Origin of the sequence: Hydrocarboniclastica marina (assembly GCF_004851605.1) — a bacterium.
GTDB lineage: Bacteria > Pseudomonadota > Gammaproteobacteria > Pseudomonadales > Oleiphilaceae > Hydrocarboniclastica > Hydrocarboniclastica marina.
The window spans coordinates 1,789,309-1,815,632 of record NZ_CP031093.1; the positions used below are offsets into that span (position 1 = coordinate 1,789,309).

Here is a 26,324-nt window from a genome sequence, read left to right on the forward strand (position 1 = left end):
CAGTAAACCCGTTCATCGTCCATGGGCCCTGGTTGCAGGCGAAACGCTGCTGGTTTCATTCACCGTGAGGTGGTGCGTATCGCGCGCTATCACCAGTTCTTCATTTGTCCTGATCACTTTTATCATCCGTGATCCCGAGAGCTGGATCTCGCCAGCGCTGTCCCTGCCATGGGTGTTATTCGCCTGGGCATCAAGGTCGAAGCCGAGGCCCTGGAGGTGCGAAAGGGTCCGGGCGCGGACGATTGCGCTGTTCTCGCCGATACCACCCGTGAACACCAGGGCGTCAGGGCAATTGACCGATGCCAGCATGGCCCCGATATATCGGGCGAGACGGAAGCAGAACACCTCAATAGCTCTTGAGGCTCCCTGGTCCCCTTGCTCATCCAGGCGTGTCAGTTCGCGCATGTCGTTTGTGTGGCCGGAAATGCCGAGAAGACCACTTTCCCGGTTAAGCATGCGATGAGTTTCGCGAGCCTCAATACCTTTGGCAGCCAGGAAATCAAACAGACCCGGATCGATATCGCCGCTACGCGTCCCCATCACGAGACCTTCCAGCGGCGTCAGCCCCATACTGGTGTCGACGCTCTGGCCGTCGCGGATGGCACATATGCTGCAGCCATTGCCCAGATGGGCTGAGATCAGCGAGGTTTCGCTTTCTGGTTTATCGAGGTCTGCGGCGAGCTGCTGCAGGATATAGCGGTGGCTGGTGCCGTGGAATCCGTACCGCCTTACGCCTTCGTCCTGGTAGAGTCGGTAGGGCAGCGCATACAGGAAGGCGTGTTCCGGCAGAGATTGGTGAAAGGCCGTATCGAACACGGCAACCTGAGGTGTCCGGGGAAAAATCCGACTCAACTGGTGAATACCGGTCAGGTTCGCGGGATTATGAAGCGGCGCCAGGGCCGCACATTCCTCAATGGCGCGCACGACAGTCGGTTCAATAAGGACGGACGCCCTGAAGCGCTCACCGCCGTGTACTACGCGGTGACCGATACCTGCGGGGTCACCCTCAAGCCATCCGCTTTCACGGAATCGACTGATACAGGTCTCGATAGCTTGCTGGTGGCCAGCGTCGACCGCGAGATCTTCTGTTGATTCCCGGGGGAAAGCTATTCTAAGGCGGGCTTTGTCAAAGCCAAGGTTTTCGGCGAGGGCAGTTGCTATCAGGGTTGAAGCCTGATCGTCATAAAGCGCAAGCTTGACTGATGAGCTTCCGCAGTTCACAACCAGGTAGGTGTCAGCCATGACGGGTTGTTTCCTCCAAAATCAGGTTGCCTCGCAGAATATGCGATCTCAGGATCTGCCACCATACCTTGGCGCGATCGTGAGGGCTACAGGATGGTCGGGATGGCCTGCAAGAGAGAAGAGGATGAGCTGAACAGGCGCTGCGCGACTCGCAGTGCAGAACCTGAAATTCGGTATTGGGACATGTCAGACAGTCGCTTGCTGGTGCCCGGCGACCCACAGCAGAAAGTCAGCTTCTGGCGCGGGACGGCTGTAGAAGTATCCTTGGGCAAAGTCACAGCCCTGTTCGCGCAGAAACTGAAGTTGGTCCGAATCCTCAACGCCTTCTGCGATCACTTCGAGGCTGAGGCTGTGGGCCATGTTGATGATGGCTTTAACCAGAGCGGCATCCTCCTGCTCGGTCATTACATCTCGAACAAAAGACTTGTCGATCTTGAGGGTGTCGAATGGATAACTTTTCAGGTAGCCCAGTGCGGAAAAGCCCGTGCCGAAGTCATCAACCGACAATCGCACTCCCATTTCATCCAGCCGTTTAAGAATCTGGGCCGTTTCAATGGTGTTGTCCAGAATCAGACGTTCGGTTATTTCCAGCTCGAGGCGTTTGGCCGGGATTCCGTTCTCGGATAGCGCCTGTTGCACCATCTCTACAAAACCAGGATCGCGGAACTGACGTGGAGATACGTTTACCGCGATCGAAAGGCACTGTCCCGTAGCTTCCTCCCAGCGCTTGTTCGCCTGGCAGGCCGCGTTGAGTACCCAGCGTCCGATTGGGATGATCATGCCTGTCTCTTCGGCCAGCGGTATGAAGCGATCAGGCGATACGAGCCCCATCGCCGGATTGTTCCAGCGTATCAGCGCTTCAGCACCAATCAGGTGGCTATCGGCGGCCTGCAGGATCGGCTGGTAGTAGAGCTCCATCTCGTTAAGCTCAAGGGCTCGCCGAAGCCGGCTTTCCATCTGCAGTCGTTCCAGCGAGAGCTCTTTCATCTCAGGTGAGAAACGGCGGTAAGAGCTCTTGCCCTGTGCTTTTGCTTCGTACATTGCGGCATCGGCGTTCTGCAGAAGCGAACCGCTGCTGTCAGAATCAGTGGGATAGATAGCAATGCCAATACTGGTACTTATGAAAACTTCCTGTCCCCCAAGCTGAATGGGTGGAAGGAAAGTGTGCAGAATGCGATCGGCGACCTGTTCGGTGGAGTCGACCCCAACCACGCCCGGTAAAATCACAAGGAACTCATCGCCACCGAGGCGTGCAACAGTACTGGTGCCACGCAGGCAGGACGATATCCGGCGGGATGCTTCGACAAGCAGGGTATCCCCTGCGTCGTGCCCCATGGTGTCATTGATGTGCTTGAAATTATCGAGGTCGAGAAACATGACCCCAACCAGCTGATTCTCTCTGCGGGCCTGGGCGAGGGCAAGTTTGAGCCGATCAAGCGCGAGCATGCGATTGGGCAGGCCGGTAAGAATGTCGTAGTTAGCCTGACGCAACAGCTGCTGTTCGTAACGCTTGCGGATACTGATGTCTTCGCCGAGGATCAGGAAGTGGGAAGGATCTCCAGCCTCATCCCTGATCGGCGTGCAAATGACCTGTTCCCAGAACCGTTCCCCATTGCGCCGTACACTGTGTATTTCACCTTGCCAGACCCCGACCCTTTGAACCTGAGTACGCACGTCCCGCCACAGTTGCTGGCGATCCTTTTGCGACAGCGAATCGCTGCCCAGCATTGCAGGGTGCTGGCCGCGAATGTCATCAATGCTATGGCCCGTAAGCTGGCTGAACTTCGTGTTGATGTACTCGACATTCCAGTTGCGGTCACATATCACAACGGATGAGGGGCTTTGTTCAATAGCCATCGAGAGCTTGCGAATCTCACGGGCGTCCTGTTCCTGCCGTTCGAGATCGTCACGCAGGCGCTCACGCATCTGATTGATTGCCACCGTGACCTGGCCCAGCTCGTCACTTCGGTGGCGATCGCTGGCGGCCCGGTCCAGGCGCAGCGGTTCGTCGAGATGGTCTACCGAAAATTTTCTTGCGTATGCCGCCATCGCGCCGAGGTGCCGCGTTACCGCCACCTGGAATATCCATAGGATGATTACGGACAGAACAAACGTTTTAGCCGCCTGGGTGGAAAAAATGACGATGAGCTTCTGCTGCAGCGCGGCATAGGCCGCGTCCATGCTAGCCGTCACCGTAAGGGCACCAAGTTGGTAGGATTCCCGGCCCTCGTGCACCAGTTCGAATGTGCGGACCATTATTTCACCGTCACTCTGGAGCTCACCCATCGCAATTTCGGAATCCGGGTAGATTTCGAGCCGCAAGTGCTCTATGTCCGGCAAGCTCAGGATGCCCTCCATCTGCACCCGTAACAGTTTATGATCGAGCGCCCATAGACTTCTGGAAAGGCTGGCCTTGTAGCTGGTTTCGATGACGCCAAGCCGGTCCGCTACGCGTTTTACTTCCTGACGGTAGTCCGTGTAAATCTGGATACCAGCCGCTACCAGGGTGAACAGCGCGCTGCACAGCACAATATAAGCCAGCAGGCGGGCCGATAAGGGCGACATTTTTCGCAGTGGACCCAGCCGGGACAGACAATTTCGCATGTTTTAGAGCTTGGTTGGTCGGAATGTCTCTGAAATATAGCAGGCAGGACGGCTACTTGCTGATTTTTAATGATTAGCCGAACTATAAATTGTGACGTGGCTCAGGCCCTGCTGCTCGCAATGCGTTGCTTGGCCGATTCAGATCTATAAGGAGGGCACCGGTGACCAACAGCGACGGCCAATGATCAATGAAAAGGCTGCCCAGGCAACTGACTGGAAGAAAATTCTGTAGGAGCGCTTAGGGAGAAAATCGAGCAGAAAGAAAATAATACAGAGAAAGAAAAAAAATGGCGTCCCGTAGGGGAGTCGAACCCCTGTTACCGCCGTGAAAGGGCGGTGTCCTAGGCCTCTAGACGAACGGGACAATAAGCTGTGCTCGTTGAGAGGCGCGTATGATATTGAACGTGTCCCTGTCTGTCAAAATATTTATTAGGCCTTTTTGACGGTTCCGCTGGTCTTTTCGCCCCTGCTTGAATTAACGGTGAAGCACGGGCCGGACTGAAGCGAAAATCAGCAGTGACTCAGGGGGCTTTGAGGGTGTCATCGACAATGGCTTTTATGCTCTGTGCCAACGCCGGATGCTCGCCAATTGGTGGTGTCAGTATGAGGCTGATACCGTGTTCTTTCCGGTAGCGTTCAAGCATCTCAGGAACGTCTTTTCGCAAATGTCGGCCGCGAGCCAGAAATAGCGGAACAACCTTGATGCAATTGGCTCCCTCCTTTTTCAATCTCACAATCTGCTGTTCCAGGCTGGGCTCGCACAGCTCCATGTAACCAACTACGGCTTTGGGATTAGCATCGCAGGAGGGCCTGGCCAGTGCTTCGAAGGTCTCTTTCCAGTGAGGGTCGCTGCTGCCGTGGGCCAACAGAATGACGTGACACGTGTCAGAGGTAGACAACGAGCCGGGATAAGAACCTGTGTTGGTTACAGACCCAGTATCTTGAGCAGACTCAGTTTCGCGAGCAGACATAGCAACCTCAATTTGGTGCGCTTGACCGGGAGGGCCCGAAGTTTCTCATCAGTTTCACGTTGATTCGACAACCGTTGACATCATACTGATGAATCTTTCTGTGTAACACAAAGGGGGCAGCGGTCTCATGATCGAATGGCAGCATATCCTGGAGTTCTGGTTCGGCCCCATGGACGGTAATGGGCTCCCGGACAGAGCCCACCGGGAACGCTGGTTCCGAGTGGATCGTGCGTTTGACCGCGAAATCCGGCGACGGTTTCTGACAATGATGCTGGTCGCCTCGGAGGGTGGTCTTGAGCCTTGGCGTAAGTATCCAGGAGGGCGTTTGGCCGAGATTATTCTTCTCGACCAGGTTCCGCGGAATATCTACCGGGGTACTGCGCTGGTATACAGTCATGATGCTTTGGCCCGAAACTGTTGCCGGGAGGGCCTTGAGAAGGCAGCGGACGTCGAGTTGCCCTTGATCGGTCGCGCTTTTTTCTATATGCCACTGCAGCACTCAGAAAAACGGGCAGATCAAAACCAGGCGGCGGGTCTTTACGAGCAACTGGTAGCCCTGGCGCCTGCCGGACCCGCCAGGGACACACTGGACGCGTTTTATCGTTCAGCCCAGAACCATCGACGGATAATCGAGCGGTTCGGCCGTTTTCCCCATAGAAATCGCATTCTCAAGCGTACGTCTACCGCTGAAGAGGTCGAGTTTCTCGCTGCGGGCGCTGACGATTTCGGGCAAAGCGGTGGCTGAAAAAAACGTCGGGATACGCTTGCGTGTATTAAAACGCCTCCTTATAATGCGCAGCCGTTGAGTCGAGATCGTACTTCGTATCTTTCCCGATTCGACACCTGGGCTCAAAACGAGCCTGATGACGTTTTTATGTCAGCCGGAAAAAATGCGGGAATAGCTCAGTTGGTAGAGCACAACCTTGCCAAGGTTGGGGTCGCGAGTTCGAGTCTCGTTTCCCGCTCCATTCTTTTATCTTTCTCTCCTCGTTAGACTTCAAAACGCCTGGTTGCTCGCGTATTAATGCCCGGTTCTCATCACTCGCCGCCGCGGCTCGCGAACTCTATAATCACGCGTTTACAAACTGAAGCTCGCTATGGCCAATCTACAAATCTCAGGATTATACCGGTATCCCGTCAAGTCCCTGGCCGGTATCGCTGTGGACGAAATATGCCTGGACGACTTTGGGCCAGCCCATGACCGCCGATGGATGGTGGTGGATAAGGAAGGGGTATTCGTAACCCAGCGTACTGAACCGAGGCTGGCCCTTATTCGGCCCAACCAAACCTCAGCGGGCCTGGTCTCGCTTCAGATACCTGACACCGAATCGGTCGCACTGACGGCGTCTGGCGAGCTGCAGTCCGTTTCAGTCTGGGGGGACAGGGTCACCGGCCTGAGAGCTGCCAACGGAGCGTCGGATTTGTTGAGCCGCTGGTTAGGCCGGGAAGTTTATCTTGTGTATATGCCTGAAAGCTCCGTTCGCCCGGTGGATCCAGACTACGTCGCGGGTGACCGCCGAGTCGGGTTTGCAGATGGGTTCCCCTTTCTGATAGTGAACGAGGCCTCGTTGGCGCAGGTCAATGAGTGGAGCGGACAGGCGTGGGAGATTCTTCGATTCCGCCCCGGTCTCGTTATTCGCGGGGCGGAGCCATTTGCAGAAGACCAGTGGCAATGGTTGCGCGTGGGCGATGCTGTACTTGAGTGCGTCAAGCCGTGTTCCCGCTGTATCGTTACGACTATAGACCCCGCGACTGGCGAGCCTCATCCAGAAAGAGAACCGCTGCGCACGCTCGGGCGCCATCGGCGGACTTCCAGTGGGGTTATCTTCGGACAGAACGCCGTGCACTGGCGTGGAGCCAGGATCAGCGTCGGTGAGCAAGTTGAAATCCTAGATGGTTGTCCTTTATGAGTAATGTGCTGTCTGTTGAAAAAATATTTCACGCTTACGGAACGCAACCGCTTCTCGATGAGGCTGAACTGCGCATCGATTACGGTGAGCGTGTCTGTCTGCTGGGGCGAAACGGAGAAGGCAAGTCGACGCTCATGCGGATCATTGCCGGTGAGCTTACACCCGATGGCGGTGTCGTACGTCTCGCTGAAGGCTGCAACCTGGCCATGCTGCCACAGACGTTGCCATCCAATTCTCCGGATACCGTTCTGGAAACGGTTGCCGCCGCTTTCCCTGAAACCGGGCGTTTGCTGCTGCGGTTTGCCGAGCTTTCGCAACAGGGTGCCGCCGTTGACATGGACGAACTTGAACGGGTTCAGGCTGGCATCGAGGCCAATGACGGGTGGATGCTGCAGCAGCGCATCGACCGCATTCTGCTGCAGTTCGGGCTTGATCCGGACCACCGGGTCGCGGAGCTCTCCGGGGGCTGGCAGCGGCGTGTTCTGTTGGCGCGTGCACTGGCGAGCGACCCGGATTTGTTGTTGCTGGACGAGCCAACCAATCACCTCGATGTTCCCGCTATCCGCTGGCTGGAGGATACCCTGTCAGGGTTTCGCGGCGCGCTGCTGTTTATCAGCCATGACCGAGCATTCATCCGGAAGATGGCGACGCGTATCGTCGATCTCGACAGGGGTAAAATGACGAGTTGGCCCGGCGATTATGATCGCTTCCTGGAATTAAAGGAAAAAGCGCTTGAGGATGAGGAGCGTGAACGAGCGCTTTTTGATAAGCGCCTGGCGGCTGAGGAAACCTGGATCCGGCAAGGCATCAAGGCCAGGCGTACCCGCAATATGGGCCGTGTTCGCGCACTCAAAGCCATGCGGGATCAACATCGGGAAAGGCGCAACCGTACGGGTACGGCCAGCTTCTCGGTGGAAGCGGCCGGTCAGTCGGGCAAGCTGGTCGTGGAGGCCAAGAAAGCTAGCTTTGGTTACCCCGGCTCGGGCCCGATTATCCGTGACCTAGACTTGCTGATACTGCGCGGCGATAAGGTTGGACTGGTCGGGGAGAACGGCACGGGTAAAACGACGCTGTTGAAGCTGCTTTTGGGTCAACTGGAGCCTACTTCCGGCGAACTCCGGCTTGGGACCCAGCGCCAGGTAGCCTACTTTGACCAGCTCCGGGATGAATTGGACCTCGAAAAGACGGCCCTGGATAACCTCGCTGAGGGCAGGGAGTTCATTGATATTCAGGGGCAACGCAAACACGTACTGGGCTACCTGGGAGAGTTCCTGTTCAGTCCACAAAGAGCAAGGTCGCCTGTTAAGGTCTTCTCGGGTGGCGAGCGGGCACGTCTGCTTATAGCCAAACTGTTCAGCCAGCCGGCCAATATTCTGGTTCTCGACGAACCTACCAATGATCTCGACGTGGACACCCTGGAGCTGCTCGAATCCCAGCTGGTCGAGTTTCCTGGGACGGTAGTGGTCATCAGCCATGACCGGGACTTCCTGGATAACGTCGTTACGTCAACGCTGTTTCTGGACGGTTCGGGCAGGGTGCAGGACACTGTCGGCGGCTTCAGCGACTGGCGCCGACAGGGTGGCACCTTCCCGGCAGAACGCTCTGGTAGCAGCGCCACAAGCGCTGGCAGTACATCGCCCGCCAATGCAGAGCCTGCACCGAGCGTAGCTGTCCAGTCCAGGCCAGACGTGAAGGCCAGCTCAAACGGTAAAAAGCTGAGCTATAAGCTCAAGCGCGAACTGGAGCTGCTTCCTTCAGAGATAGCCAATCTGGAAGCAGAGCTGGAGGCGGTCCAGCAGCAAATCGGCGATCCGGCGTTTTACGGTGGCGAACCCGAAAAAGTCTCGGCCACTCTGGCCAGGCTCACCGAGCTTGAGGCAGCACTTGAGAAAAAAATAGCTCGCTGGATGGAGCTTGAGGAAATGGCTGAAAGCTGATTGTTCAGCCAGCTTCGATCGCGGGCGCTGGCTCATTTACCCGCTGCTCATGCCGGGGAAACGGTGCGCCTGACGTGAAGGGGGCGTCGACTCACATGATACGGACAGCGAGCACGTCGCAGGTCGCGCCATGCAGAATGCCGTTGGCGGTTGAACCCAGCAGTAGCTGAATGCCATGGCGTCCATGACTGCCGACCACAACCAGGTCAATTTCCTTGTCCTCTTCGGCCAACCGGTGAACTTCTGCTTCGGGACGGCCAACCAGCACGTGTTGGTTTTCTTTGCCGATCCCGTACTTCTCCCCGTAGATTTCGAGCTCTGCCCGCGCTTTCTCGTCCAACTGGGTCTGCAGGTCCGTAAGATCCATTGGGATGTCGCCGCCATAGGCGTAACCAACCGGCTCGATGACATGTACCAGCATGAGTTCCGCGCCGTGATTCTTGGCAATAGCCAGCGCTCTGTCCAAGACCTGCAGGGCTTCATCCGTAAGGTCTATGGCGACGAGTATCTTGCGGTAGTTTGCCATGATGTGAATCTCCTGCCTTCGAGTTTGCGACGGGTGACAAATGCTTCAGCTTGCTTACTTTATAATCCCAGCCGGCTCAGGACTCAAGAGCGGCTCAACAATACCTGAACGCTAAAGGCACTGCGGCCGTCGTACCTGTCGACACCAGGTTCAATCTGACGGAGCCTGGGTGGTACTTTTCCTGCCCAGTGTTGGGATGGCCGCTTCGAGGGATGCAATGATCTTTTTTGAATACCGGTTTATCACGAACGATACATTTCGTTCGTTGTATTTAATATAGGAGTCCTTGATGAATTGCCAGGCGGAGTAAGCTTCTTCCAGCGCGGCGGACGCTTCTGGGCCAGCATCCAGCGCTGACAGCTGCTCCATCAGCTTGTTGAGGTCGTTGGCCTTCTGGTCGAGTGGAGTGGCATCGCTGCCGCCCTGGAAGACCTGTGCAACGGTTGAAGAGGTGAAGATCGAATACTGAGACATCATCTGAGCCAACAGAATGGACGCTTCCCGCGCTGTTTCCGCCGGCGGGGACAGATCCAGGTCAGCTCGCTCTGCGGCAAGATCGTACAGCTCCTCTCCGAGCTGATTGAGCTCCCCTGCTTTTTCTGCGAGTTCCGAGACCAGTCGCAGGTCTGCGTAACCCCGGTTACGTACGTCGGTCACGTTTGTGTTCATGAGCTTTTTGAAGTCCTGGAAGTGCGCAGCCAGCGTCTGGTATCCCTTTTCCGGTAGCACTTCACCACGCGCATCCGCGATTGTTTGCATGAACCCGTTGGCCTGATTAACGGCAAGGACGATCTCCTCCAGAGTTTCCGGGTCGCGGGACGAGCTGTAGTTGTAGAATGCATTAATCGCGAGGTAGTTCTGGAGCCGGAAATTATGCACGGCCTCCAGAATGGGGTCGGTTTCCTGTGCTGACACCGGCCGGTTGAAAAGAGAAAAAAGCACAATTACTGCCAGGGCAAATAAAGCAGCAGGCGATCTGAACCGGATGTCCATGAACTTTAGTTCTCCGTAAACGCGAATAGAAACAGGGGCAAAGTCGTCGACTCTGCAGGTATAGTGGCTCGCCATCCGACCTGTTGCTGCCAGCGACGTGGTAACACGGGAAAGCAAACCGGATTCCTTATACAGGTTAGCAGCGAATCCACGCTCAGCCACCACTAGTATGGCCCAGCATTAGCCGTCCATGGCTGATGCAGAAGCTGCGGGCTGCAAGGGCGCCATATCTTGCCAGCTCCAGCGAAGAAAGAAATTGACAAACGGCGCAAATTTTCACATCGTTGGCACTCCGATTCAAACGACTGTATGAATTTCCTGCGCCGGCGCAGTCGCCGGTCAAATCTCGTGCGGCAATGATACGCCGGTACCTAGAGGGTATCGGTGGGTTCCTGTTGCAGCTTAAAACACAGACTGGAGATCAGTTGATGATTTACGAAGGTAAAGCCATCACGGTTAAGGAGATCGAAGGCGGTATCGCTCAGCTGAACTTCGATTTGAAGGGCGAGTCCGTCAACAAGTTCAATCGCCTGACTATCGAAGAGCTTGGCGCGGCTGCAGAGAAACTGCAGGCGGCCAAGGGGCTGAAAGGTCTTGTTATTACCAGTTCCAAGGATGTTTTCATCGTTGGTGCGGACATCACCGAGTTTACAGATCTGTTTGCGGGGCCAGAAGACGAGCTTGTGGCCAATAACCTCCAGGCCAATAAAATCTTCAGCGCTATTGAAGACCTGCCGTTCCCGTCAGTTACAGCGATTAACGGAATTGCGCTCGGCGGCGGGTTCGAGATGTGTCTCGCCACCGACTACCGGGTTATGTCCGAGAAAGCGAAAGTCGGGCTTCCCGAAGTCAAGCTGGGCATTTTTCCAGGCTTCGGTGGCACTGTCCGTCTTCCCCGTCTGATCGGCGCTGATAATGCGATCGAATGGATCTGCATGGGCAGCGAACAACGCGCAGATAAAGCTCTGAAATTCGGAGCTGTCGATGTGGTTGTACCGGCCGAAAAACTGATGGATGCTGCCGTCGATCTGCTTAAGCAATGCAACAGCGGCAAGCTCGACTATAAGGCCCGTCGTGCCGAGAAGACCGGCAAGCTCAAGCTGAACGCCATGGAAAGCATGATGACGTTCGAAACGGCGAAGGGCTTTGTTGCTGGTCAGGCGGGCAAGAACTATCCCGCCCCGGTGGAAGCCATCAAGGTCATGCAGAAGCATTCCGGCATGACTCGCGACAAGGCTATTGAAGTGGAAGCCAAAGGCTTTGCCAAAATGGCCAAGACCAATGTTGCGGCGTCACTGGTTCAGCTGTACCTGAACGACCAGGAGCTCAAAAAGACGGCCAAGCAGTGGGAGCCGAAAGCCAACAAGGTCAACCTCGCCGCTGTGCTGGGTGCCGGTATTATGGGCGGCGGTGTGGCGTTCCAGTCCGCGCTCAAGGGTACGCCGATCCTGATGAAGGATATCAACGAAAAGGGCATCGAGCTGGGCCTCAAGGAAGCCAAAAAGCTTCTGTCCAAGCGCGTGGAAAAAGGCAAGATGGATGCGTCAGCCATGGCTGATACGCTCAACCGCATCCGCCCGACGCTGAGCTACGGCGACTTCGGCAATGTTGACCTGGTCGTGGAAGCCGTCATCGAGAACCCGAAAATCAAGGACGCTGTGCTGCGTGAGGTGGAAGGGCTGGTTAAAGAGGATGCGATTCTTACCTCTAACACGTCCACCATTTCCATTAACCGTCTGGCAGCCAACCTCAAGCGCCCCGAGAATTTCTGTGGCATGCACTTCTTCAACCCGGTGCACATGATGCCGCTGGTCGAAGTTATTCGTGGCGAAAAGACCAGTGACAAGGCTGTCGCTACAACGGTTGCCTACGCCAAGGCGATGGGCAAGACACCGATCGTTGTAAACGACTGCCCGGGCTTCCTGGTCAACCGCGTCCTGTTCCCGTACTTCGGCGGGTTCATCGGCCTGGTACGCGACGGTGCTGACTTCCAGAAAGTCGACCGTGTAATGCAGGGCTTTGGCTGGCCCATGGGTCCGGCGTACCTGCTCGACGTAGTCGGCATGGATACCGCCAAGCACGCCGGCGAAGTCATGGCTGAAGGCTTCCCCGATCGCATGAAGCACGAAGGCACCACCGCTATCGACGTCATGTTTGACAACGATCGCCTGGGCCAGAAGAACGACAAGGGTTTCTACCAGTACGAGCTGGACAAGAAGGGCAAGCAGAAGAAGGTAGTGGACGAGAAGAGCTACGAACTGCTGAAGCCAGTAGTCCAGAGCCAGAATGACTTCAGCGATGAGCAAATCATTGAACGCATGATGGTGCCGCTGTGCATCGAGACGGTTCGCTGCCTCGAAGACGGAATCGTGGACACCCCGGCTGAAGCCGACATGGGCCTGATCTTCGGTATCGGTTTCCCGCCGTTCCGTGGTGGAGCCCTGCGTTACATCGATGACGTTGGTGTGGAAGAGTTCTGCAAAATCGCAGACAAGTACAAGGACCTGGGTCCGCTCTATCACCCGACCGAGGGTATGCGCGAAATGGCCAAGTCTGGCAAGAAATATCACGGCTGATCGCTGAACCAGATTCCGAACGGAGAAGATCTATGAGCCTTAATCCGAAAGACGTTGTCGTAGTCGATTGCGTGCGGACGCCAATGGGCCGTGCCAAGAACGGCTGCTTCCGGAATGTTCGCGCAGAAACCCTGTCTGCGAACCTGATTGAAGCGCTGTTTGAACGCAATCCCAACCTTGATCCGAAAGCCATTGAGGATGTCATCTGGGGTTGTGTGAACCAGACTGACGAGCAGGGCTTTAACGTTGCGCGCCAGATCACGTTGCTGACGCGCCTGCCTCACGAGTCAGCCGCGCAGACCGTAAACCGTCTCTGTGGCTCCGCCATGACCGCGATCCATACCGCCGCGCAGGCGCTGATGACCGGTAACGGCGATGCCTTCATCGTCGGCGGTGTGGAGCACATGGGGCATGTTCCCATGACCAAGGGCTTCGATCACAACCCGGCAGCTTCCAAGTACTCTGCAAAAGCGTCCAACATGATGGGCCTGACCGCCGAGATGCTCGCAAAGATGCACGGCATTGGCCGCAAGCAGCAGGACGAATTCGGTGCCCAGTCCCACTACCGCGCCCACCAGGCGACGGTTGAGGGGCGCTTCAAGAATGAAATCGTGCCCATCGAAGGTCATGATGAGCGTGGCTTCAAGGTCCTGATTGAAGAGGACGAAACCATCCGTCCGGAAACGACCGCTGAAAGCCTGGGTCAATTGCGTCCCGCCTTCGATCCGAAGAGCGGCACCGTGACCGCAGGCACTTCATCGCAGCTGACTGACGGCGCTTCGGCACTGGTAATGATGACGGCTGAGAAGGCCAAGGCTATGGGCTTGAAGCCGATAGCCAAAATTCGCGGTATGGCGGTAGCGGGTGTGGATCCGGCCATCATGGGTTACGGTCCGGTTCCAGCCAGCAAGAAAGCGCTGAAGCGGGCTGGTCTCAAGACCACCGACATCGACTTCTGGGAACTGAACGAAGCCTTCGCGGCCCAGGCACTGCCGGTTCTGAAAGATCTGCAGCTGCTCGATGTGGCCGACGAAAAGGTCAATCTGAATGGTGGCGCGATTGCTCTGGGCCACCCGCTGGGCTGTTCTGGCGCAAGGATCTCCACCACGTTGCTGAACGTGATGATGGCCAAAGGCGGTAACCTCGGCGTTTCAACCATGTGTATCGGTCTGGGGCAGGGTATCGCCACGGTCTGGGAACGGGTTTAAACGCGCTGGTATGAGGAGAAGCCCGGCCTAGTGCCGGGCTTCTTCGTTAAGGCGAACAGGTAGCGGAAGGCGGGCGAATTCCGAAGCTTTACTTGACCCTGTCGTAACTAGCACTTATATACTGACGCCAAAATGCGGCGCGACGACGGAATCAGACAAGGTCATCGACCCGGTTTCATAGCGTTATTTCTCTAAACGACCATTGTGCGGGGTTTCTGCAGCCACATGGGAAAAAGCCTGGTTATTGTCGAGTCACCAGCGAAAGCGAAAACGATCAATAAGTATCTTGGATCTGATTTCGTGGTGAAGTCGAGTGTCGGCCATATCCGTGATTTGCCGGTTAGCGGCACCGGAAAGAAGGTCGACCCCAAAGAGCGCGCGAAGCTGGCGGCACAGACGCGCAAGCTTGAGCCAGAGGAGAAGGCCCGCTACCAGAAGCAGAAAGCCCGGGACCAACTGATCGCGCGCATGGGCGTAAATCCCGAACGAAACTGGGAGGCGCACTACGAGATTCTGCCCGGCAAAGAGAAAGTTGTCAGCGAGCTGAAACGCCTTGCCAAGAACGCAGACCACATCTATCTCGCGACCGATTTGGACCGCGAGGGGGAGGCCATCGCCTGGCACTTGATGGAAGCAATCGGCGGTGAGCCGGAGAAGTACAGCCGCGTCGTCTTCAACGAAATTACCAAGCGCGCGATCCAGGAGGCGTTCAAGCAACCGGGTCGCGTCGATACCAATCGAGTCAGCGCACAGCAGGCCCGTCGCTTTCTGGATCGGGTTGTGGGCTTTATGGTTTCGCCGCTGCTCTGGAGCAAAATTGCCCGGGGCCTGTCTGCAGGGCGGGTGCAGTCCGTGGCAGTACGGCTTATAGTCGAGCGTGAACGTGAAATCCGCGCCTTTGTCCCGGAAGAGTACTGGCAGCTCTTTGCCAACCTGCAGCCGTCCGCCGCCGGGGAGCAACCTCTACGTTTTGAAGTCGCAAAGGTCAAAGGCGAAACCTATAGGCCTACCAGCAAAGCGCAATCAGACGCCCATGTTGAGCGTCTGCAGAAGGCCGACTACAAAATCATCAAGCGGGAAGACAAACCCACGCGTTCCCGCCCCAACGCACCTTTTATTACGTCAACGCTGCAGCAGGCCGCGAGCACCCGTATGGGCTTCAGTGTCAAGAAAACCATGACACTGGCGCAACGGCTCTACGAAGCTGGCCATATCACCTACATGCGGACTGACTCCACCAATCTCAGCCAGGACGCAGTAGCATCGGCTCGAGGCTATATCGAGAAGCAGTTCGGCGAGTCGTATCTTCCTGCAGAACCGCGGCGCTACAGCTCGAAAGAAGGCGCGCAAGAGGCGCACGAGGCGATCCGTCCAACCGAAGTAAAGCTGAAGGCGAGCCAGATAAGCGGTCTGGAAAAGGATGCTGAGCGGCTCTATGACCTGATCTGGCGCCAGTTTCTGGCTTGCCAGATGGAGGACGCCCAGTACCTTAGCACGACAGTTACGGTAGGTGCAGACGACTACGAACTTCGTATTCGCGGGCGTATTGTCAAATTTGATGGCTTTACACGCGTTATGCCTCAGCAGGCGAAGAAAGACGAGGATCGGTCGCTGCCGGACATTGCCGAGGGTCAGACGCTTGCCCTCAATAAGCTTGAGCCGAGCCAGCACTTCACCAAGCCGTCGCCGCGTTATACCGAAGCCAGTCTTGTCAAAGAGCTGGAAAAGCGCGGTATTGGACGGCCGTCCACTTATGCAGCCATCATCTCAACGATTCAGGACCGGGGCTATGCCCGGCAGGAATCTCGTCGTTTCTACGCGGAAAAGATGGGCGACATTGTCACCGACCGTCTGGCCGAGTCGTTCTCGAATCTCATGGATTACAATTTTACCGCGAGAATGGAGGAGGAGCTTGATCACATCGCGGGCGGGGAGATCGACTGGAAGACCGTGCTGGATGAGTTCTATAAGGGCTTCACCCAACAGCTGGAGCAGGCAGAGTCACCAGAGCATGGCATGCGTGAGAATGCGCCTACGGAGACAAACATACCGTGCCCCAACTGTGATCGACCGATGCAGATCAGGACGGCCAGCACCGGTGTATTCCTGGGTTGTTCCGGCTACAACCTGCCGCCGAAAGAGCGTTGTAAGCAGACAATCAACCTGATTCCGGGTGATGAAGCGGTCGACCTGGACGCGGATGACGGCGAAGGAGAGAGTCGGGCGCTTTTGAATAAGCGCAGGTGTGGCAAGTGCGGAACAGCCATGGATAGCTATCTGCTTGACGAAAAACGCAAGCTGCATATTTGTGGTAATAACCCCGACTGCTCCGGCCACGAAATCGAGGAGGGGAGCTTCCGTATCAAGGGCTACGAAGGGCCCACCCTCGAATGTGACAAATGCGCGAGCGAAATGCAGCTGAAGACCGGGCGCTTCGGTAAATACTTCGGGTGTACCAACAGCGAGTGTAAAAACACCCGTAAGCTATTGCGTAGTGGTGAGCCTGCGCCGCCGAAGATGGAGCCTGTGCCCATGCCGGAGCTGCAGTGCCAGAAGGTTGACGATACTTACGTGCTCCGTGACGGCGCTGCGGGGCTATTTCTGGCTGCCAGCAAGTTCCCCAAAAACCGTGAAACCAGGGCTCCGCTGGTTAAAGAGCTCAAGCCTCATGGAAGCGAACTCGACCCGAAATACGATTACATACTGAAGGCGCCGGAAAAGGATCCCGAGGGTAACCCGGCAATTATCCGCTTCAGCCGCAAGACCAAGGAACATTACGTGATGACCGAGGTTGATGGTAAAGCGACGGGCTGGAGTGCTTTCTACAGTGGCGGGAAATGGGCTGCCCAAGAGAAAGAAAAAGCCAAAGACAAACCGAAAAAGAAGAAAGCCTGACGTGGCAAAAAGGGGCTGGCGCTGCCAGCCCCTTTTTATCGGGTATCCATCACCCGAAGGCTGTCTTCAGGGTTTGTGAAAATGGCGTAGGCGTTCGAGCAGACTCGATGTGTCCCAGCGGCCGCCGCCTATTGCCTGCACATCAGCGTAGAACTGGTCGACGAGCGCTGTCATAGGCAGACTGGTCTTCATTTTTCGCGCTTCAGCGAGGCAGATAGCCAGGTCTTTACGCATCCAGTCCACGGCAAAACCGTGGTTATATTCCCCGGCGATCATCGTCGCGCTTCTATTCTCCATTTGCCAGGATTGCGCTGCGCCCTTGCTTATCACCTCAACGACCTGATCGGCATCAAGGCCAGCCTGTTGGGCGAAATTGAGGCTTTCGGCCAAGCCCTGTACGACGCCTGCTACGGCGATCTGGTTGACCATTTTCGTTAACTGACCCTTACCCTGGGGACCCATCAACACGGCCTGACGACTGTACGCCTGCAGTAGCGGCTGTGCCTGTTCGAAAGCCGTCGGTTCGCCACCTACCATTATCGTCAGCGCACCATTTTTGGCCCCCTGCTCACCACCTGAAACTGGAGCGTCAAGAAAAGACTGGCTGCGTGCCGCGGCCGCAACACCGATCTCGACAGCTACCTCGGCAGACGCGGTCGTGTGATCGATCAGTAAAATCCCTTCTGGCGCATTGGCCAGAACGCCATGCTCACCCAGGTAGATCTGTCTCAGATCATTATCGTCGCCCACGCAGGTAACAACGACCTCTGCGTGCTTGACTGCCTCGCTAATGGTGCTGAACTGTTCGCCGCTGTATTGTCCGCGCCATTTCAGCGCTCGCGCTTCAGTCCGGTTGAAAACGGTGACAGGGTAGCCAGCTGAGGCAACGTGCCCTGCCATGGGATAACCCATGACACCCAGTCCAATAAACGCGATTTTCGCTTTCATAACGCCTCCTGAGCATCTCGTGGCGGGCTCAACGCAAAACGCCCCAGCAAAGTGGGGCGTTTTTTAATCGCTAACCAGGCTCTACTTCTTGCCTGGGTAGTCGCGCTGGGTGTAGCCGGTATAAAGCTGGCGGGGACGGCCGATCCGGTAGTTTGTGCTTACCATTTCGTTCCAGTGAGCAAACCAGCCTATGGTGCGGGCCATAGCAAAGATTACCGTGAACATGGAGACCGGTATGCCGATAGCCTTGAGAATGATACCTGAGTAGAAATCAACGTTCGGGTACAGCTTCCGCTCGATGAAATACTCATCCTCGAGCGCGATCTTCTCCAGTTTCTGTGCCATCTTCAGCATCGGATCATTCTCCAGACCCAGCTCCTTGAGCACTTCGTGGCAGGTTTCACGCATCACTTTGGCCCGCGGGTCGAAATTCTTGTAGACGCGGTGCCCGAAGCCCATAAGCCGGAAAGGGTCATCCTTGTCTTTGGCCCGTGCCACGAACTCTTCGATCCGGCTTTCGTCACCGATCTCCTCAAGCATGGCCAGCACGGCTTCGTTGGCGCCACCGTGTGCCGGGCCCCACAATGCCGCGATGCCAGAAGCGATACAGGCGAATGGATTCGCACCTGTCGAGCCCGCAAGCCTAACGGTAGAGGTGGAGGCGTTCTGCTCGTGGTCGGCGTGGAGGATAAAGATGCGGTCCATAGCCTTCGCGAGCACCGGGTTAACTTCGTACTCTTCGCAGGGGTTGGCGAACATCATGTAGAGGAAGTTCTCCGCGTAGTTGAGATCATTGCGCGGGTACATGAATGGCTGGCCAAGGGAATACTTGTGACACATGGCACCGAGGGTAGGCATTTTCGCGAGCAAGCGGAATCCGGCTACTTCGCGTTCCTTTTCGTCGGTCATATCCATGGTGTCATGGTAGAACGCTGAAAGCGCGCCAACGACGCCACACATGATTGCCATGGGGTGCGCGTCGCGGCGGAAGCCATTGAAGAAGTGACGCATCTGCTCGTGGATCATGGTGTGGTTTTTCACCGTGTCCCGGAAGCGCTGGCCTTCGGCTTCGTTCGGCAGCTCTCCATGAAGCAGCAAATAGGCGACCTCCAGATAATCGGAGTTTTCGGCCAGCTGTTCGATAGGATAACCGCGGTGGAGAAGAACACCGTTGGCACCATCGATATAGGTGATCTTGGATTCGCAGGCTGAGGTGGAGACAAAGCCGGGGTCGTAGGTAAAAAGGCCTTCCTGAACCAGGGCTCGTACGTCGATAACGTCCGGTCCCGCGGTGCCGGAGTAGATCGGCAATTCAACAGTCTGTTCACCTACCGAAAGCACAGCTTTCTTGTCGGTCATGGTGTTCTCCTATCATCATGTGCTCAGGCGCTCACGGGGCTGTCAATGCGCCTCTGAATCCGTTTGAACGGATACGGTGCCGGAAATACGGCCCGTAGGGCAGGCTTCCGATCTTCACTGCGGGTACAAAATACCCACGCACGAAGAAGAACGGGGCACTATTATCGCAGAACCCTGTCACCCATGTCATTGCATGCGCCAATTTTGCTGACGACATGAACGGATTTGATGCTAAACAGTGTGGCAACCGCCGGAGCGGGCAGGAAGGGGAGGTCTGATAGCCCCGACGTTGGAGCGCAACCCTGTCGGGTTCAATTAAAGGCTGGGCCACATTCGCCTCAGCCCCAGTTGGCCTGCCACGCCTCTCCCGCGCCGTGAAAGTATGTCCAGGTCTGGCGGGGCCACACCCTTTAAGCGGTTTACAACTCGACGCTACGCGTGAGTGTGGCCGCAAAATATAAGGATTAAGCTTTTTTTGTCAATCTATAATGACCGGCAAGCGTCAAAAGCCGTAAAACGGAAAAGGGTGCCCTTAACCACTCTTGGAAGCGCTGTGAATCCGCGTCCGCGCACGTTTGCCGGTTTGTAATTCAGGGGGGCAGTCCCTATAATCTCAAGCCCGTAAAAGTGAGTAGCAGGCTTATACGCTGCCCTTCCAATAAAAAAACTTTTCCTGAAATGCATCCCATAAACCGCTCCTCTATCTTCGGATGGCCCGGGGCAAAAGCATGTGAGAGAGCTGTGGATAATAAACGACCCGTCAATCTCGACCTCGGAAAGTTCCACTTTCCGTTACCCGCGATCACTTCGATTCTTCACCGCATCAGCGGCATTCTGATTTTCATTGGTATCGCTTTCCTCCTTTACGGTCTGGATTTGTCGCTTTCCGGTGAGGAGGGCTTTGCGCAGGTACAGTCGATTCTGGACGGGTTCCTCGCGAAGCTCATTGTCTGGGGCATCCTTTCTGCTCTCGCCTACCATCTTGTCGCGGGGGTTCGGCATCTGCTGATGGATGGCGGCGTCGGTGAGTCTCTCGAGGGCGGACGGCTGGGCGCCAAGCTCGTTGTCGTAATCTCGGTCATTCTGATTGTTCTGCTGGGGGTTTGGGTATGGTAACCAGTATCACCAACTTCGGTCGCAACGGTGTTTACGACTGGGTTTTTCAACGCGTCACGGCAGTTGTCCTGGCTCTTTACACGCTTTTCCTCGTCGGTTTCGTGCTTGCTTCGCCTGAACTTGACTACCAGTCCTGGGCGGCGCTGTTCGCGTCCACGTGGATGCGAATATTCAGCCTTATGGCGATCTTCTCCCTGGCCATCCACGCCTGGATCGGGCTGTGGATAGTGGTGACTGACTATCTCAAGAGCGCAGCTGTTCGTTTCTCGTTCCAGATTATTCTGGGCGCTGTAACCTTCGTTTATCTGGTCTGGGGTATTCAGACCCTGTGGGGGCTTTAATACATGGGTAACATCAGAACCATTTCTTTCGATGCGCTGGTGATTGGCGGGGGCGGTGCCGGTATGCGGGCAGCGTTGCAGCTTACTGAGTCCGGTATCAACACCGCTTGTGTTACCAAGGTCTTCCCGACACGGTCCCACACCGTGTCGGCCCAGGGCGGTATTACCTGTGCCATAGCCAGTGCTGATCCGAATGATGACTGGCGCTGGCATATGTATGACACCGTCAAGGGTTCGGACTACATCGGTGACCAGGAAGCGATCGAGTACATGTGCTCGGTTGGGCCTCAGGCTGTATTTGAGCTTGAGCACATGGGACTTCCGTTTTCCCGGACTGAAGAAGGCCGTATCTACCAGCGCCCATTCGGCGGGCAGTCCAAGGATTACGGCAAGGGCGGTCAGGCGGCCCGCACTTGTGCGGCGGCCGACCGTACGGGTCACGCGCTGCTGCACACGCTCTACCAGGCGAACCTGAAAGGCGGTACGACTTTCCTGAATGAATGGTATGCGGTGGATCTGGTCAAGAACCAGAATGACCAGGTGGTCGGCGTCGTGGCCCTCTGTATTGAAACCGGCGAAGTCGCCTACCTGAAGTCAAAAGCGACGGTTCTGGCAACCGGTGGCGCAGGGCGTATCTATGCTTCTACCACTAACGCGCTGATCAATACCGGCGACGGCATTGGTATGGCCCTGCGGGCCGGCTTCCCGATGCAGGACATGGAAATGTGGCAGTTCCACCCGACCGGTATTCACGGAGCGGGCACGCTGGTAACCGAAGGCTGCCGGGGTGAGGGCGGCTACCTGATCAACTCCGAAGGCGAGCGTTTCATGGAGCGCTATGCGCCCAACGCCAAGGACCTGGCCGGACGCGACGTTGTCGCCCGTTCAATGGTTATCGAAATCCTCGAAGGGCGCGGTTGTGGGCCCAACAAGGATCACGTGCTGCTCAAGCTGGATCATTTGGGCGAAGAAACGCTCAATCTCCGTCTGCCGGGCATTCTCGAGCTGTCCAAGACATTTGCCCATGTTGATCCAGTCAAGGCGCCGATCCCCGTGGTACCAACCTGCCACTACATGATGGGCGGCATTCCGACAAACGTCGGCGGGCAGGCAATTGCCCAGAATCCGGATGGTACTGACCGGTTTATCGATGGTCTGTTCGCCTGTGGCGAAGCGGCGTGTGTTTCCGTACACGGCGCCAACCGCCTCGGAGGCAACTCGCTGCTGGACCTGGTGGTCTTCGGGCGTGCAGCGGGCATCCAGATCGAGAATATGATCAAGGAAGGTATTGATCATATGGATGCTTCCGAAACCGATATCGACAACGCCATGAGCCGTCTGAACCGCTTGAACACCGCGACCAGTGGTGAACAGGTCGCGGATGTGCGCAAGGCGCTGCAGGAAACGATGCAGCTGTATTTCGGCGTCTTCCGGGATGGCGAAGCGATGAAGAAAGGTCTGGGGCTACTCGACGAAATCGGTGAGAGGGTCCGTAACACCGTGCTTGCAGATCGCAGTGACGCTTTCAACACTGCTCGCATAGAGGCGCTGGAACTGGACAACCTTTACGAAGTTGCCTATGCAACCGCTGTTTCGGCGAGCGAGCGTAAGGAAAGCCGCGGCGCCCATGCGCGTAACGACTATACCGAACGCGACGACGAAAACTGGCTGAAGCATTCCGTTTACTTCCCCTTGGAGAAACGCCTGGGTAAGCGCGACGTGAATTTCGCTCCAAAAACGGTCGACACTTTCCAGCCGACCGTCCGGAAGTATTGAGGGGAGATCTAACAATGTTGGTAAGTGTTTATCGCTATAACCCGGAAGTAGACAACGCCCCTTATATGCAGGATATCGATCTGGACGTTCCTGCAGACAAGGATCTGATGATTCTTGATGTGCTCAACCTGCTGAAAGAAAAAGATCCAACCCTGGCTTACCGGCGCTCCTGCCGGGAGGGCGTCTGTGGTTCAGATGGCATGAACCTGAACGGGCGTAATGCGCTGGCCTGTGTCACACCAATGTCCGCGATCGTCAAGAAAAACAAGCTGGTCATCCGGCCGCTTCCCGGCTTGCCGGTTATTCGTGACCTGGTTGTGGATATGAGTATCTTCTACCGGCAATACGAAAAAGTTCAGCCGTACCTGATCAATGAGAACCCGACTCCGGCTCAGGAAAGACTTCAGTCTCCGGAAGACCGGGAAAAACTGGACGGCCTTTACGAGTGTATTCTTTGTGCGTGCTGTTCGACTTCGTGTCCGTCATTCTGGTGGAACCCAGAGAAGTTTATCGGTCCCGCCGGGCTTCTCCAGGCTTATCGTTTTCTCGCGGATAGTCGGGATACGGCCAAAAACGAACGGTTGGAGCGACTGGATGATCCGTTCAGTGTATTCCGTTGCAGGGGCATCATGAACTGTGTCAGCGTCTGTCCAAAAGGCTTGAATCCAACCCGGGCTATTGGTCATATCCGCAACCTGTTGCTCAGCAAAGAAGCGTAACTTAAAAATACGTGTAGTTATTAGCGTCGTATGTTGTTCAAAAAGAGGTCGATACCTCCTCCAAACTGACGCTATAATGTTGCGATAAGCAGCGCACCTCCCACCAAAGGCTAATAGGCCTGGTGTTTTGACGTGCGCATACTTGGAATCCGCGAGCCCAACCCAAAAAGTTGCGCTCGCGGTTTGCTGAAGAAAACCACGAGGGAAATCGCGGGAAACATCCGCACTATCTCTGGGGTGTCAGCATCGTCAGGTAAGTCGCAGCATTATCCAGCGTTACTGCACCCGCCTGATCGATCCTTTCCTCCGCAGAAATAGCCTCCCTTTTTATCAAAGGCGAGCCATTCCTATGCACGAAAGCATCATGGAGCAACTTTGGCAGACGTCCCACCTGCAGGGCGGGAATCTGACCTACGTCGAGCAGCTCTTTGAAACCTATCTGAGCGATCCCAACGCGATCCCCGAAGAGTGGCGATCTTATTTTGATAAACTGCCCCGTCACGAGGGAAGCCCGACCAAAGATGTTTCCCACGCGGCTATCCGTGAGCAGTTCCTGCAGATATCCAAGAATCAGCGACGCTACATCGGTTCAGAGGCCAGCCCGGCTGTTTCCGAGGCTGATCGACGGCAGGTTCGCGTTCTTCAGCTAATCAACGCCTACCGTTTCCGGGGCCACCAACGTGCTCAGCTTGATCCCTTGGGGATCATGAACCGGGACCCGGTGGAAGATCTTGACCTAGCGTTCCACGGCCTGACCCATGACGATCTGAATCTGGAGTTCCAGACTGGTTCGCTGTGCTTCGGCGCCGAGAAAATGAAGCTCAAGGACATCATCGACGGCCTGGACCGCACCTACTGTAATACGGTGGGCCCCGAGTACATGCACATCGTCGACACGCCGACCAAGCGCTGGTTCCAGAGTCGACTTGAGCCCGTGCGTTCGCATCCGGTCTTTGAAGAGCAGACCCGCACGCACATCCTTGAGCGCCTTACTGCCGCGGAAGGGCTTGAACGGTACCTGGGTTCGCGTTATCCGGGCGTGAAACGCTTTGGGCTGGAAGGGGGCGAGAGCCTTATTCCCTGTCTGGATGAACTGATCCAGCGCGCGGGCAGTTACGGCGCCAAAGAGATCGTCATTGGCATGGCCCACCGCGGCCGGCTCAATGTACTGGTCAACACACTGGGCAAGAATCCTAAAGAACTGTTCGACGAGTTCGAGGGGAAGAAGACTTACGATCAGGGTTCTGGCGACGTTAAGTATCACCAGGGCTTCTCTTCCAACGTCATGACGTCCGGCGGTGAGGTCCATCTGGCGCTTGCGTTCAACCCGTCGCACCTGGAGATCGTCACGCCGGTAGTGGTTGGCTCCGTACGGGCCCGCCAGACCCGCCGTGAGGACGAGATCGGTCAGCAGGTTCTGCCCATCATTCTGCACGGCGACGCTTCGTTTGCTGGCCAGGGTGTCAGCATGGAAACGCTGCAAATGTCCCAGACCCGCGCCTACAAGGTGGGTGGGACTGTGCACGTCGTGGTCAACAACCAGGTGGGCTTTACCACCAGTCGTCAGGACGACGCGCGCTCAACCGAGTATTGTACCGACGTCGCCAAGATGATCCAGGCGCCAATCCTGCACGTTAACGCGGATGATCCCGAAGCAGTCATGTTCGTGACGCAGCTGGCCCTGGACTACCGCAACGAGTTCAAGCGCGATGTCGTCATAGACCTGGTCTGTTATCGCCGTCGCGGCCACAACGAGGCCGACGAGCCATCGTCGACCCAGCCGATGATGTACAGCAAGATTCGCAGTCTGCCGGGGACCCGCGAGCAGTATGCCCGTCATTTGATCGACGCGGGCGTGATTGACGAGGATGCTGCCCGGCAAATGGAAATGGATTATCGGGATGCGCTCGACCGTGGCGACCACGTTGTGAAGGCGTTGGTAAAGGAGCCCAACAAGGAGCTCTACGTTGACTGGAGCCCTTACGTCGGCCACGAGTGGACAGCCAAGTGCAAAACCAGCGTCAATCTCAAGACCCTGAAAAAGCTTGGCAAGAAGATGAGCCAGCTGCCCGAAGGGTTCGTTGTTCAACGCCAGGTCAACAAAATCGTCGAAGACCGCAGCAAGATGAACCAGGGCGCGATGCCGCTCAACTGGGGTTTTGGCGAAACCATGGCCTACGCCACGCTGTTGAATGAGGGTCATCCCATTCGCATCACAGGCCAGGACGTCGGTCGCGGTACCTTTTCCCATCGCCATGCAGTTCTGCATAACCAGAAAGACGGCTCGACCTTTGTGCCATTGCAGAATCTGGCCGAAGATCAGCCGCTTTTCGAAATCTATGACTCCCTTCTGTCAGAAGAGGCGGTGGTTGCCTTTGAGTATGGCTACGCTTCAACAACGCCGGACGCCCTGATTGTCTGGGAAGCGCAGTTTGGTGATTTCGCCAATGGTGCACAGGTGGTGATTGACCAGTTCATTACCAGCGGTGAGCACAAGTGGGGGCGTTTGTGTGGTCTGACGATGCTGTTGCCCCACGGTTATGAAGGCCAGGGACCGGAGCACTCGTCAGCGCGTATTGAGCGCTTTCTGCAGATGTGTGCCGAGCACAACATCCAGGTTTGTGTGCCGACGACCCCCTCGCAGGTATTCCATATGCTGCGCAGGCAGGTGAAACGGCCATTGCGGAAGCCGCTGATTGCCATTACGCCAAAAAGTCTGCTGCGCCATAAGGAAGCCATATCTGGCCTGGACGACCTTTGTGAAGGTACTTTCCAGACGGTATTGCCTGAGAAAGAGCCGCCCGAGCCCAAGAAAACCGAGCGTCTTATCATGTGCAGCGGCAAGGTCTATTACGATCTTCTGGAAAAGAAAAAAGCGGATAACCGGGACGACACCGCTATCGTCCGTCTGGAACAGTTATATCCCTTCCCGGGAGATGACCTGGATGAAATCCTGGCACCTTATAAGAAGCTGAAAAAGGTCGTATGGTGTCAGGAAGAGCCAATGAACCAGGGCGCCTGGTACAGCAGTCAGCACCATATGCGCCAGGCTCTGAACAGACTGAATCCCAAGCTTTACCTCCAATATGCCGGTCGCCCGCCTTCCGCGGCGCCTGCTTCCGGTTACGCTTCTGTTCATATTGAGGAGCAGAAAGCCCTCGTCAACGAAGCTTTTGATGCCTGATGAGCCACTGACGCAAAGG

18 protein-coding genes and 2 tRNA genes are annotated in these 26,324 nt (G+C 56.2%); 12 read left to right on the plus strand and 8 right to left on the minus strand.

Annotated features, from left to right (window positions below; translation table 11 throughout):
• Nucleotides 1-12: 12 nt before the first annotated feature.
• The 4 genes from soil367_RS08040 to soil367_RS08055 form a co-directional block, all read right to left on the minus strand.
• Nucleotides 13-1,242 (minus strand): acetate/propionate family kinase, encoded by a 1,230-nt coding sequence (locus soil367_RS08040; RefSeq protein ID WP_136548609.1) that lies wholly within the window; start codon nt 1,240-1,242, stop codon nt 13-15.
• A gap of 186 nt (nt 1,243-1,428) precedes the next feature.
• Nucleotides 1,429-3,807, minus strand: a complete 2,379-nt coding sequence (locus tag soil367_RS08045; RefSeq protein ID WP_246065587.1) for a bifunctional diguanylate cyclase/phosphodiesterase — start codon at nt 3,805-3,807, stop codon at nt 1,429-1,431.
• Nucleotides 3,808-4,134: 327 nt separating this feature from the next.
• Nucleotides 4,135-4,210: transfer RNA gene (locus soil367_RS08050), tRNA-Glu, on the minus strand.
• A gap of 157 nt (nt 4,211-4,367) precedes the next feature.
• Nucleotides 4,368-4,817, minus strand: coding sequence for a sirohydrochlorin chelatase (locus tag soil367_RS08055; protein WP_136548611.1), 450 nt, complete (start codon nt 4,815-4,817; stop codon nt 4,368-4,370).
• Nucleotides 4,818-4,944: 127 nt separating this feature from the next.
• On the opposite strand from soil367_RS08055, the gene soil367_RS08060 reads away from it, so the two are divergent.
• The 4 genes from soil367_RS08060 (at nt 4,945) to soil367_RS08075 (ending at nt 8,664) form a co-directional block, all read left to right on the plus strand.
• Nucleotides 4,945-5,562, plus strand: coding sequence for a DUF924 family protein (locus soil367_RS08060; protein WP_136548612.1), 618 nt, complete (start codon nt 4,945-4,947; stop codon nt 5,560-5,562).
• A gap of 147 nt (nt 5,563-5,709) precedes the next feature.
• Nucleotides 5,710-5,785 (plus strand) — tRNA-Gly (locus soil367_RS08065).
• 129 nt (nt 5,786-5,914) lie between these two features.
• The gene (locus soil367_RS08070) at nt 5,915-6,727 is read left to right on the plus strand and encodes an MOSC domain-containing protein (protein WP_136548613.1); all 813 of its coding nucleotides are present in this window, start codon (nt 5,915-5,917) and stop codon (nt 6,725-6,727) included.
• A complete protein-coding gene (locus soil367_RS08075; protein ID WP_136548614.1) occupies nt 6,724-8,664 on the plus strand; it encodes an ATP-binding cassette domain-containing protein in 1,941 nt (646 codons plus the stop codon). Before soil367_RS08070 ends, soil367_RS08075 begins: the two co-directional genes overlap by 4 nt.
• A 91-nt stretch (nt 8,665-8,755) precedes the next feature.
• Here the strand turns inward: soil367_RS08075 and soil367_RS08080 are convergent, their stop codons facing one another.
• A complete protein-coding gene (locus soil367_RS08080; protein WP_136548615.1) occupies nt 8,756-9,190 on the minus strand; it encodes a universal stress protein in 435 nt (144 codons plus the stop codon).
• A gap of 150 nt (nt 9,191-9,340) precedes the next feature.
• A complete protein-coding gene (locus soil367_RS08085) occupies nt 9,341-10,300 on the minus strand; it encodes a hypothetical protein (protein WP_136548616.1) in 960 nt (319 codons plus the stop codon).
• A 311-nt stretch (nt 10,301-10,611) separates the two neighbouring features.
• Here soil367_RS08085 and fadB point away from each other — a divergent pair, with 311 nt between their 5' ends.
• From fadB to topA, 3 genes are all read left to right on the plus strand, one after another.
• Entirely contained in the window at nt 10,612-12,759 is a 2,148-nt protein-coding gene (fadB, locus tag soil367_RS08090) for a fatty acid oxidation complex subunit alpha FadB (RefSeq protein ID WP_136548617.1), read from the plus strand.
• A 32-nt stretch (nt 12,760-12,791) separates the two neighbouring features.
• On the plus strand, nt 12,792-13,967 hold the full coding sequence (gene fadA / locus soil367_RS08095; RefSeq protein ID WP_136548618.1) for an acetyl-CoA C-acyltransferase FadA: 1,176 nt from the start codon (nt 12,792-12,794) through the stop codon (nt 13,965-13,967).
• A gap of 225 nt (nt 13,968-14,192) precedes the next feature.
• Entirely contained in the window at nt 14,193-16,862 is a 2,670-nt protein-coding gene (gene topA, locus soil367_RS08100; RefSeq protein ID WP_136548619.1) for a type I DNA topoisomerase, read from the plus strand.
• 66 nt (nt 16,863-16,928) lie between these two features.
• Here the strand turns inward: topA and soil367_RS08105 are convergent, their stop codons facing one another.
• A complete protein-coding gene (locus tag soil367_RS08105; protein ID WP_136548620.1) occupies nt 16,929-17,810 on the minus strand; it encodes an NAD(P)-dependent oxidoreductase in 882 nt (293 codons plus the stop codon).
• Nucleotides 17,811-17,891: 81 nt separating this feature from the next.
• Entirely contained in the window at nt 17,892-19,169 is a 1,278-nt protein-coding gene (gene gltA / locus soil367_RS08110; protein ID WP_136548621.1) for a citrate synthase, read from the minus strand.
• A 741-nt stretch (nt 19,170-19,910) separates the two neighbouring features.
• Between gltA and sdhC the strand changes: the two genes are divergently transcribed.
• From sdhC to soil367_RS08135, 5 genes are all read left to right on the plus strand, one after another.
• The gene (gene sdhC, locus soil367_RS08115) at nt 19,911-20,285 is read left to right on the plus strand and encodes a succinate dehydrogenase, cytochrome b556 subunit (protein WP_136548622.1); all 375 of its coding nucleotides are present in this window, start codon (nt 19,911-19,913) and stop codon (nt 20,283-20,285) included.
• Nucleotides 20,279-20,626, plus strand: a complete 348-nt coding sequence (sdhD, locus tag soil367_RS08120) for a succinate dehydrogenase, hydrophobic membrane anchor protein (protein WP_136548623.1) — start codon at nt 20,279-20,281, stop codon at nt 20,624-20,626. Before sdhC ends, sdhD begins: the two co-directional genes overlap by 7 nt.
• A 3-nt stretch (nt 20,627-20,629) precedes the next feature.
• Nucleotides 20,630-22,402 carry a succinate dehydrogenase flavoprotein subunit gene (gene sdhA, locus soil367_RS08125; protein WP_136548624.1) on the plus strand — a complete coding sequence of 591 codons (1,773 nt, stop codon included), beginning with the start codon at nt 20,630-20,632 and terminating at the stop codon, nt 22,400-22,402.
• Between the two features lie 14 nt (nt 22,403-22,416).
• The gene (locus tag soil367_RS08130) at nt 22,417-23,121 is read left to right on the plus strand and encodes a succinate dehydrogenase iron-sulfur subunit (RefSeq protein ID WP_136548625.1); all 705 of its coding nucleotides are present in this window, start codon (nt 22,417-22,419) and stop codon (nt 23,119-23,121) included.
• A gap of 349 nt (nt 23,122-23,470) precedes the next feature.
• The gene (locus tag soil367_RS08135; RefSeq protein WP_136548626.1) at nt 23,471-26,305 is read left to right on the plus strand and encodes a 2-oxoglutarate dehydrogenase E1 component; all 2,835 of its coding nucleotides are present in this window, start codon (nt 23,471-23,473) and stop codon (nt 26,303-26,305) included.
• The last annotated feature ends 19 nt before the right edge of the window (nt 26,306-26,324 follow it).

Excerpts from the sequence above, each read along its gene's own strand:
- soil367_RS08130 (WP_136548625.1), top strand. The coding sequence starts at position 22,417 with ATGTTGGTAAGTGTTTATCGCTATAACCCGGAAGTAGACAACGCCCCT.
- gltA (WP_136548621.1), bottom strand. The coding sequence starts at position 19,169 with ATGACCGACAAGAAAGCTGTGCTTTCGGTAGGTGAACAGACTGTTGAA.
- fadB (WP_136548617.1), top strand. The coding sequence starts at position 10,612 with ATGATTTACGAAGGTAAAGCCATCACGGTTAAGGAGATCGAAGGCGGT.
- soil367_RS08070 (WP_136548613.1), top strand. The coding sequence starts at position 5,915 with ATGGCCAATCTACAAATCTCAGGATTATACCGGTATCCCGTCAAGTCC.
- soil367_RS08080 (WP_136548615.1), bottom strand. The coding sequence starts at position 9,190 with ATGGCAAACTACCGCAAGATACTCGTCGCCATAGACCTTACGGATGAA.
- soil367_RS08075 (WP_136548614.1), top strand. The coding sequence starts at position 6,724 with ATGAGTAATGTGCTGTCTGTTGAAAAAATATTTCACGCTTACGGAACG.
- soil367_RS08040 (WP_136548609.1), bottom strand. The coding sequence starts at position 1,242 with ATGGCTGACACCTACCTGGTTGTGAACTGCGGAAGCTCATCAGTCAAG.
- soil367_RS08045 (WP_246065587.1), bottom strand. The coding sequence starts at position 3,807 with ATGTCGCCCTTATCGGCCCGCCTGCTGGCTTATATTGTGCTGTGCAGC.
- topA (WP_136548619.1), top strand. The coding sequence starts at position 14,193 with ATGGGAAAAAGCCTGGTTATTGTCGAGTCACCAGCGAAAGCGAAAACG.
- sdhA (WP_136548624.1), top strand. The coding sequence starts at position 20,630 with ATGGGTAACATCAGAACCATTTCTTTCGATGCGCTGGTGATTGGCGGG.
- soil367_RS08055 (WP_136548611.1), bottom strand. The coding sequence starts at position 4,817 with ATGTCTGCTCGCGAAACTGAGTCTGCTCAAGATACTGGGTCTGTAACC.
- soil367_RS08105 (WP_136548620.1), bottom strand. The coding sequence starts at position 17,810 with ATGAAAGCGAAAATCGCGTTTATTGGACTGGGTGTCATGGGTTATCCC.
- sdhD (WP_136548623.1), top strand. The coding sequence starts at position 20,279 with ATGGTAACCAGTATCACCAACTTCGGTCGCAACGGTGTTTACGACTGG.
- soil367_RS08135 (WP_136548626.1), top strand. The coding sequence starts at position 23,471 with ATGCACGAAAGCATCATGGAGCAACTTTGGCAGACGTCCCACCTGCAG.
- fadA (WP_136548618.1), top strand. The coding sequence starts at position 12,792 with ATGAGCCTTAATCCGAAAGACGTTGTCGTAGTCGATTGCGTGCGGACG.
- soil367_RS08060 (WP_136548612.1), top strand. The coding sequence starts at position 4,945 with ATGATCGAATGGCAGCATATCCTGGAGTTCTGGTTCGGCCCCATGGAC.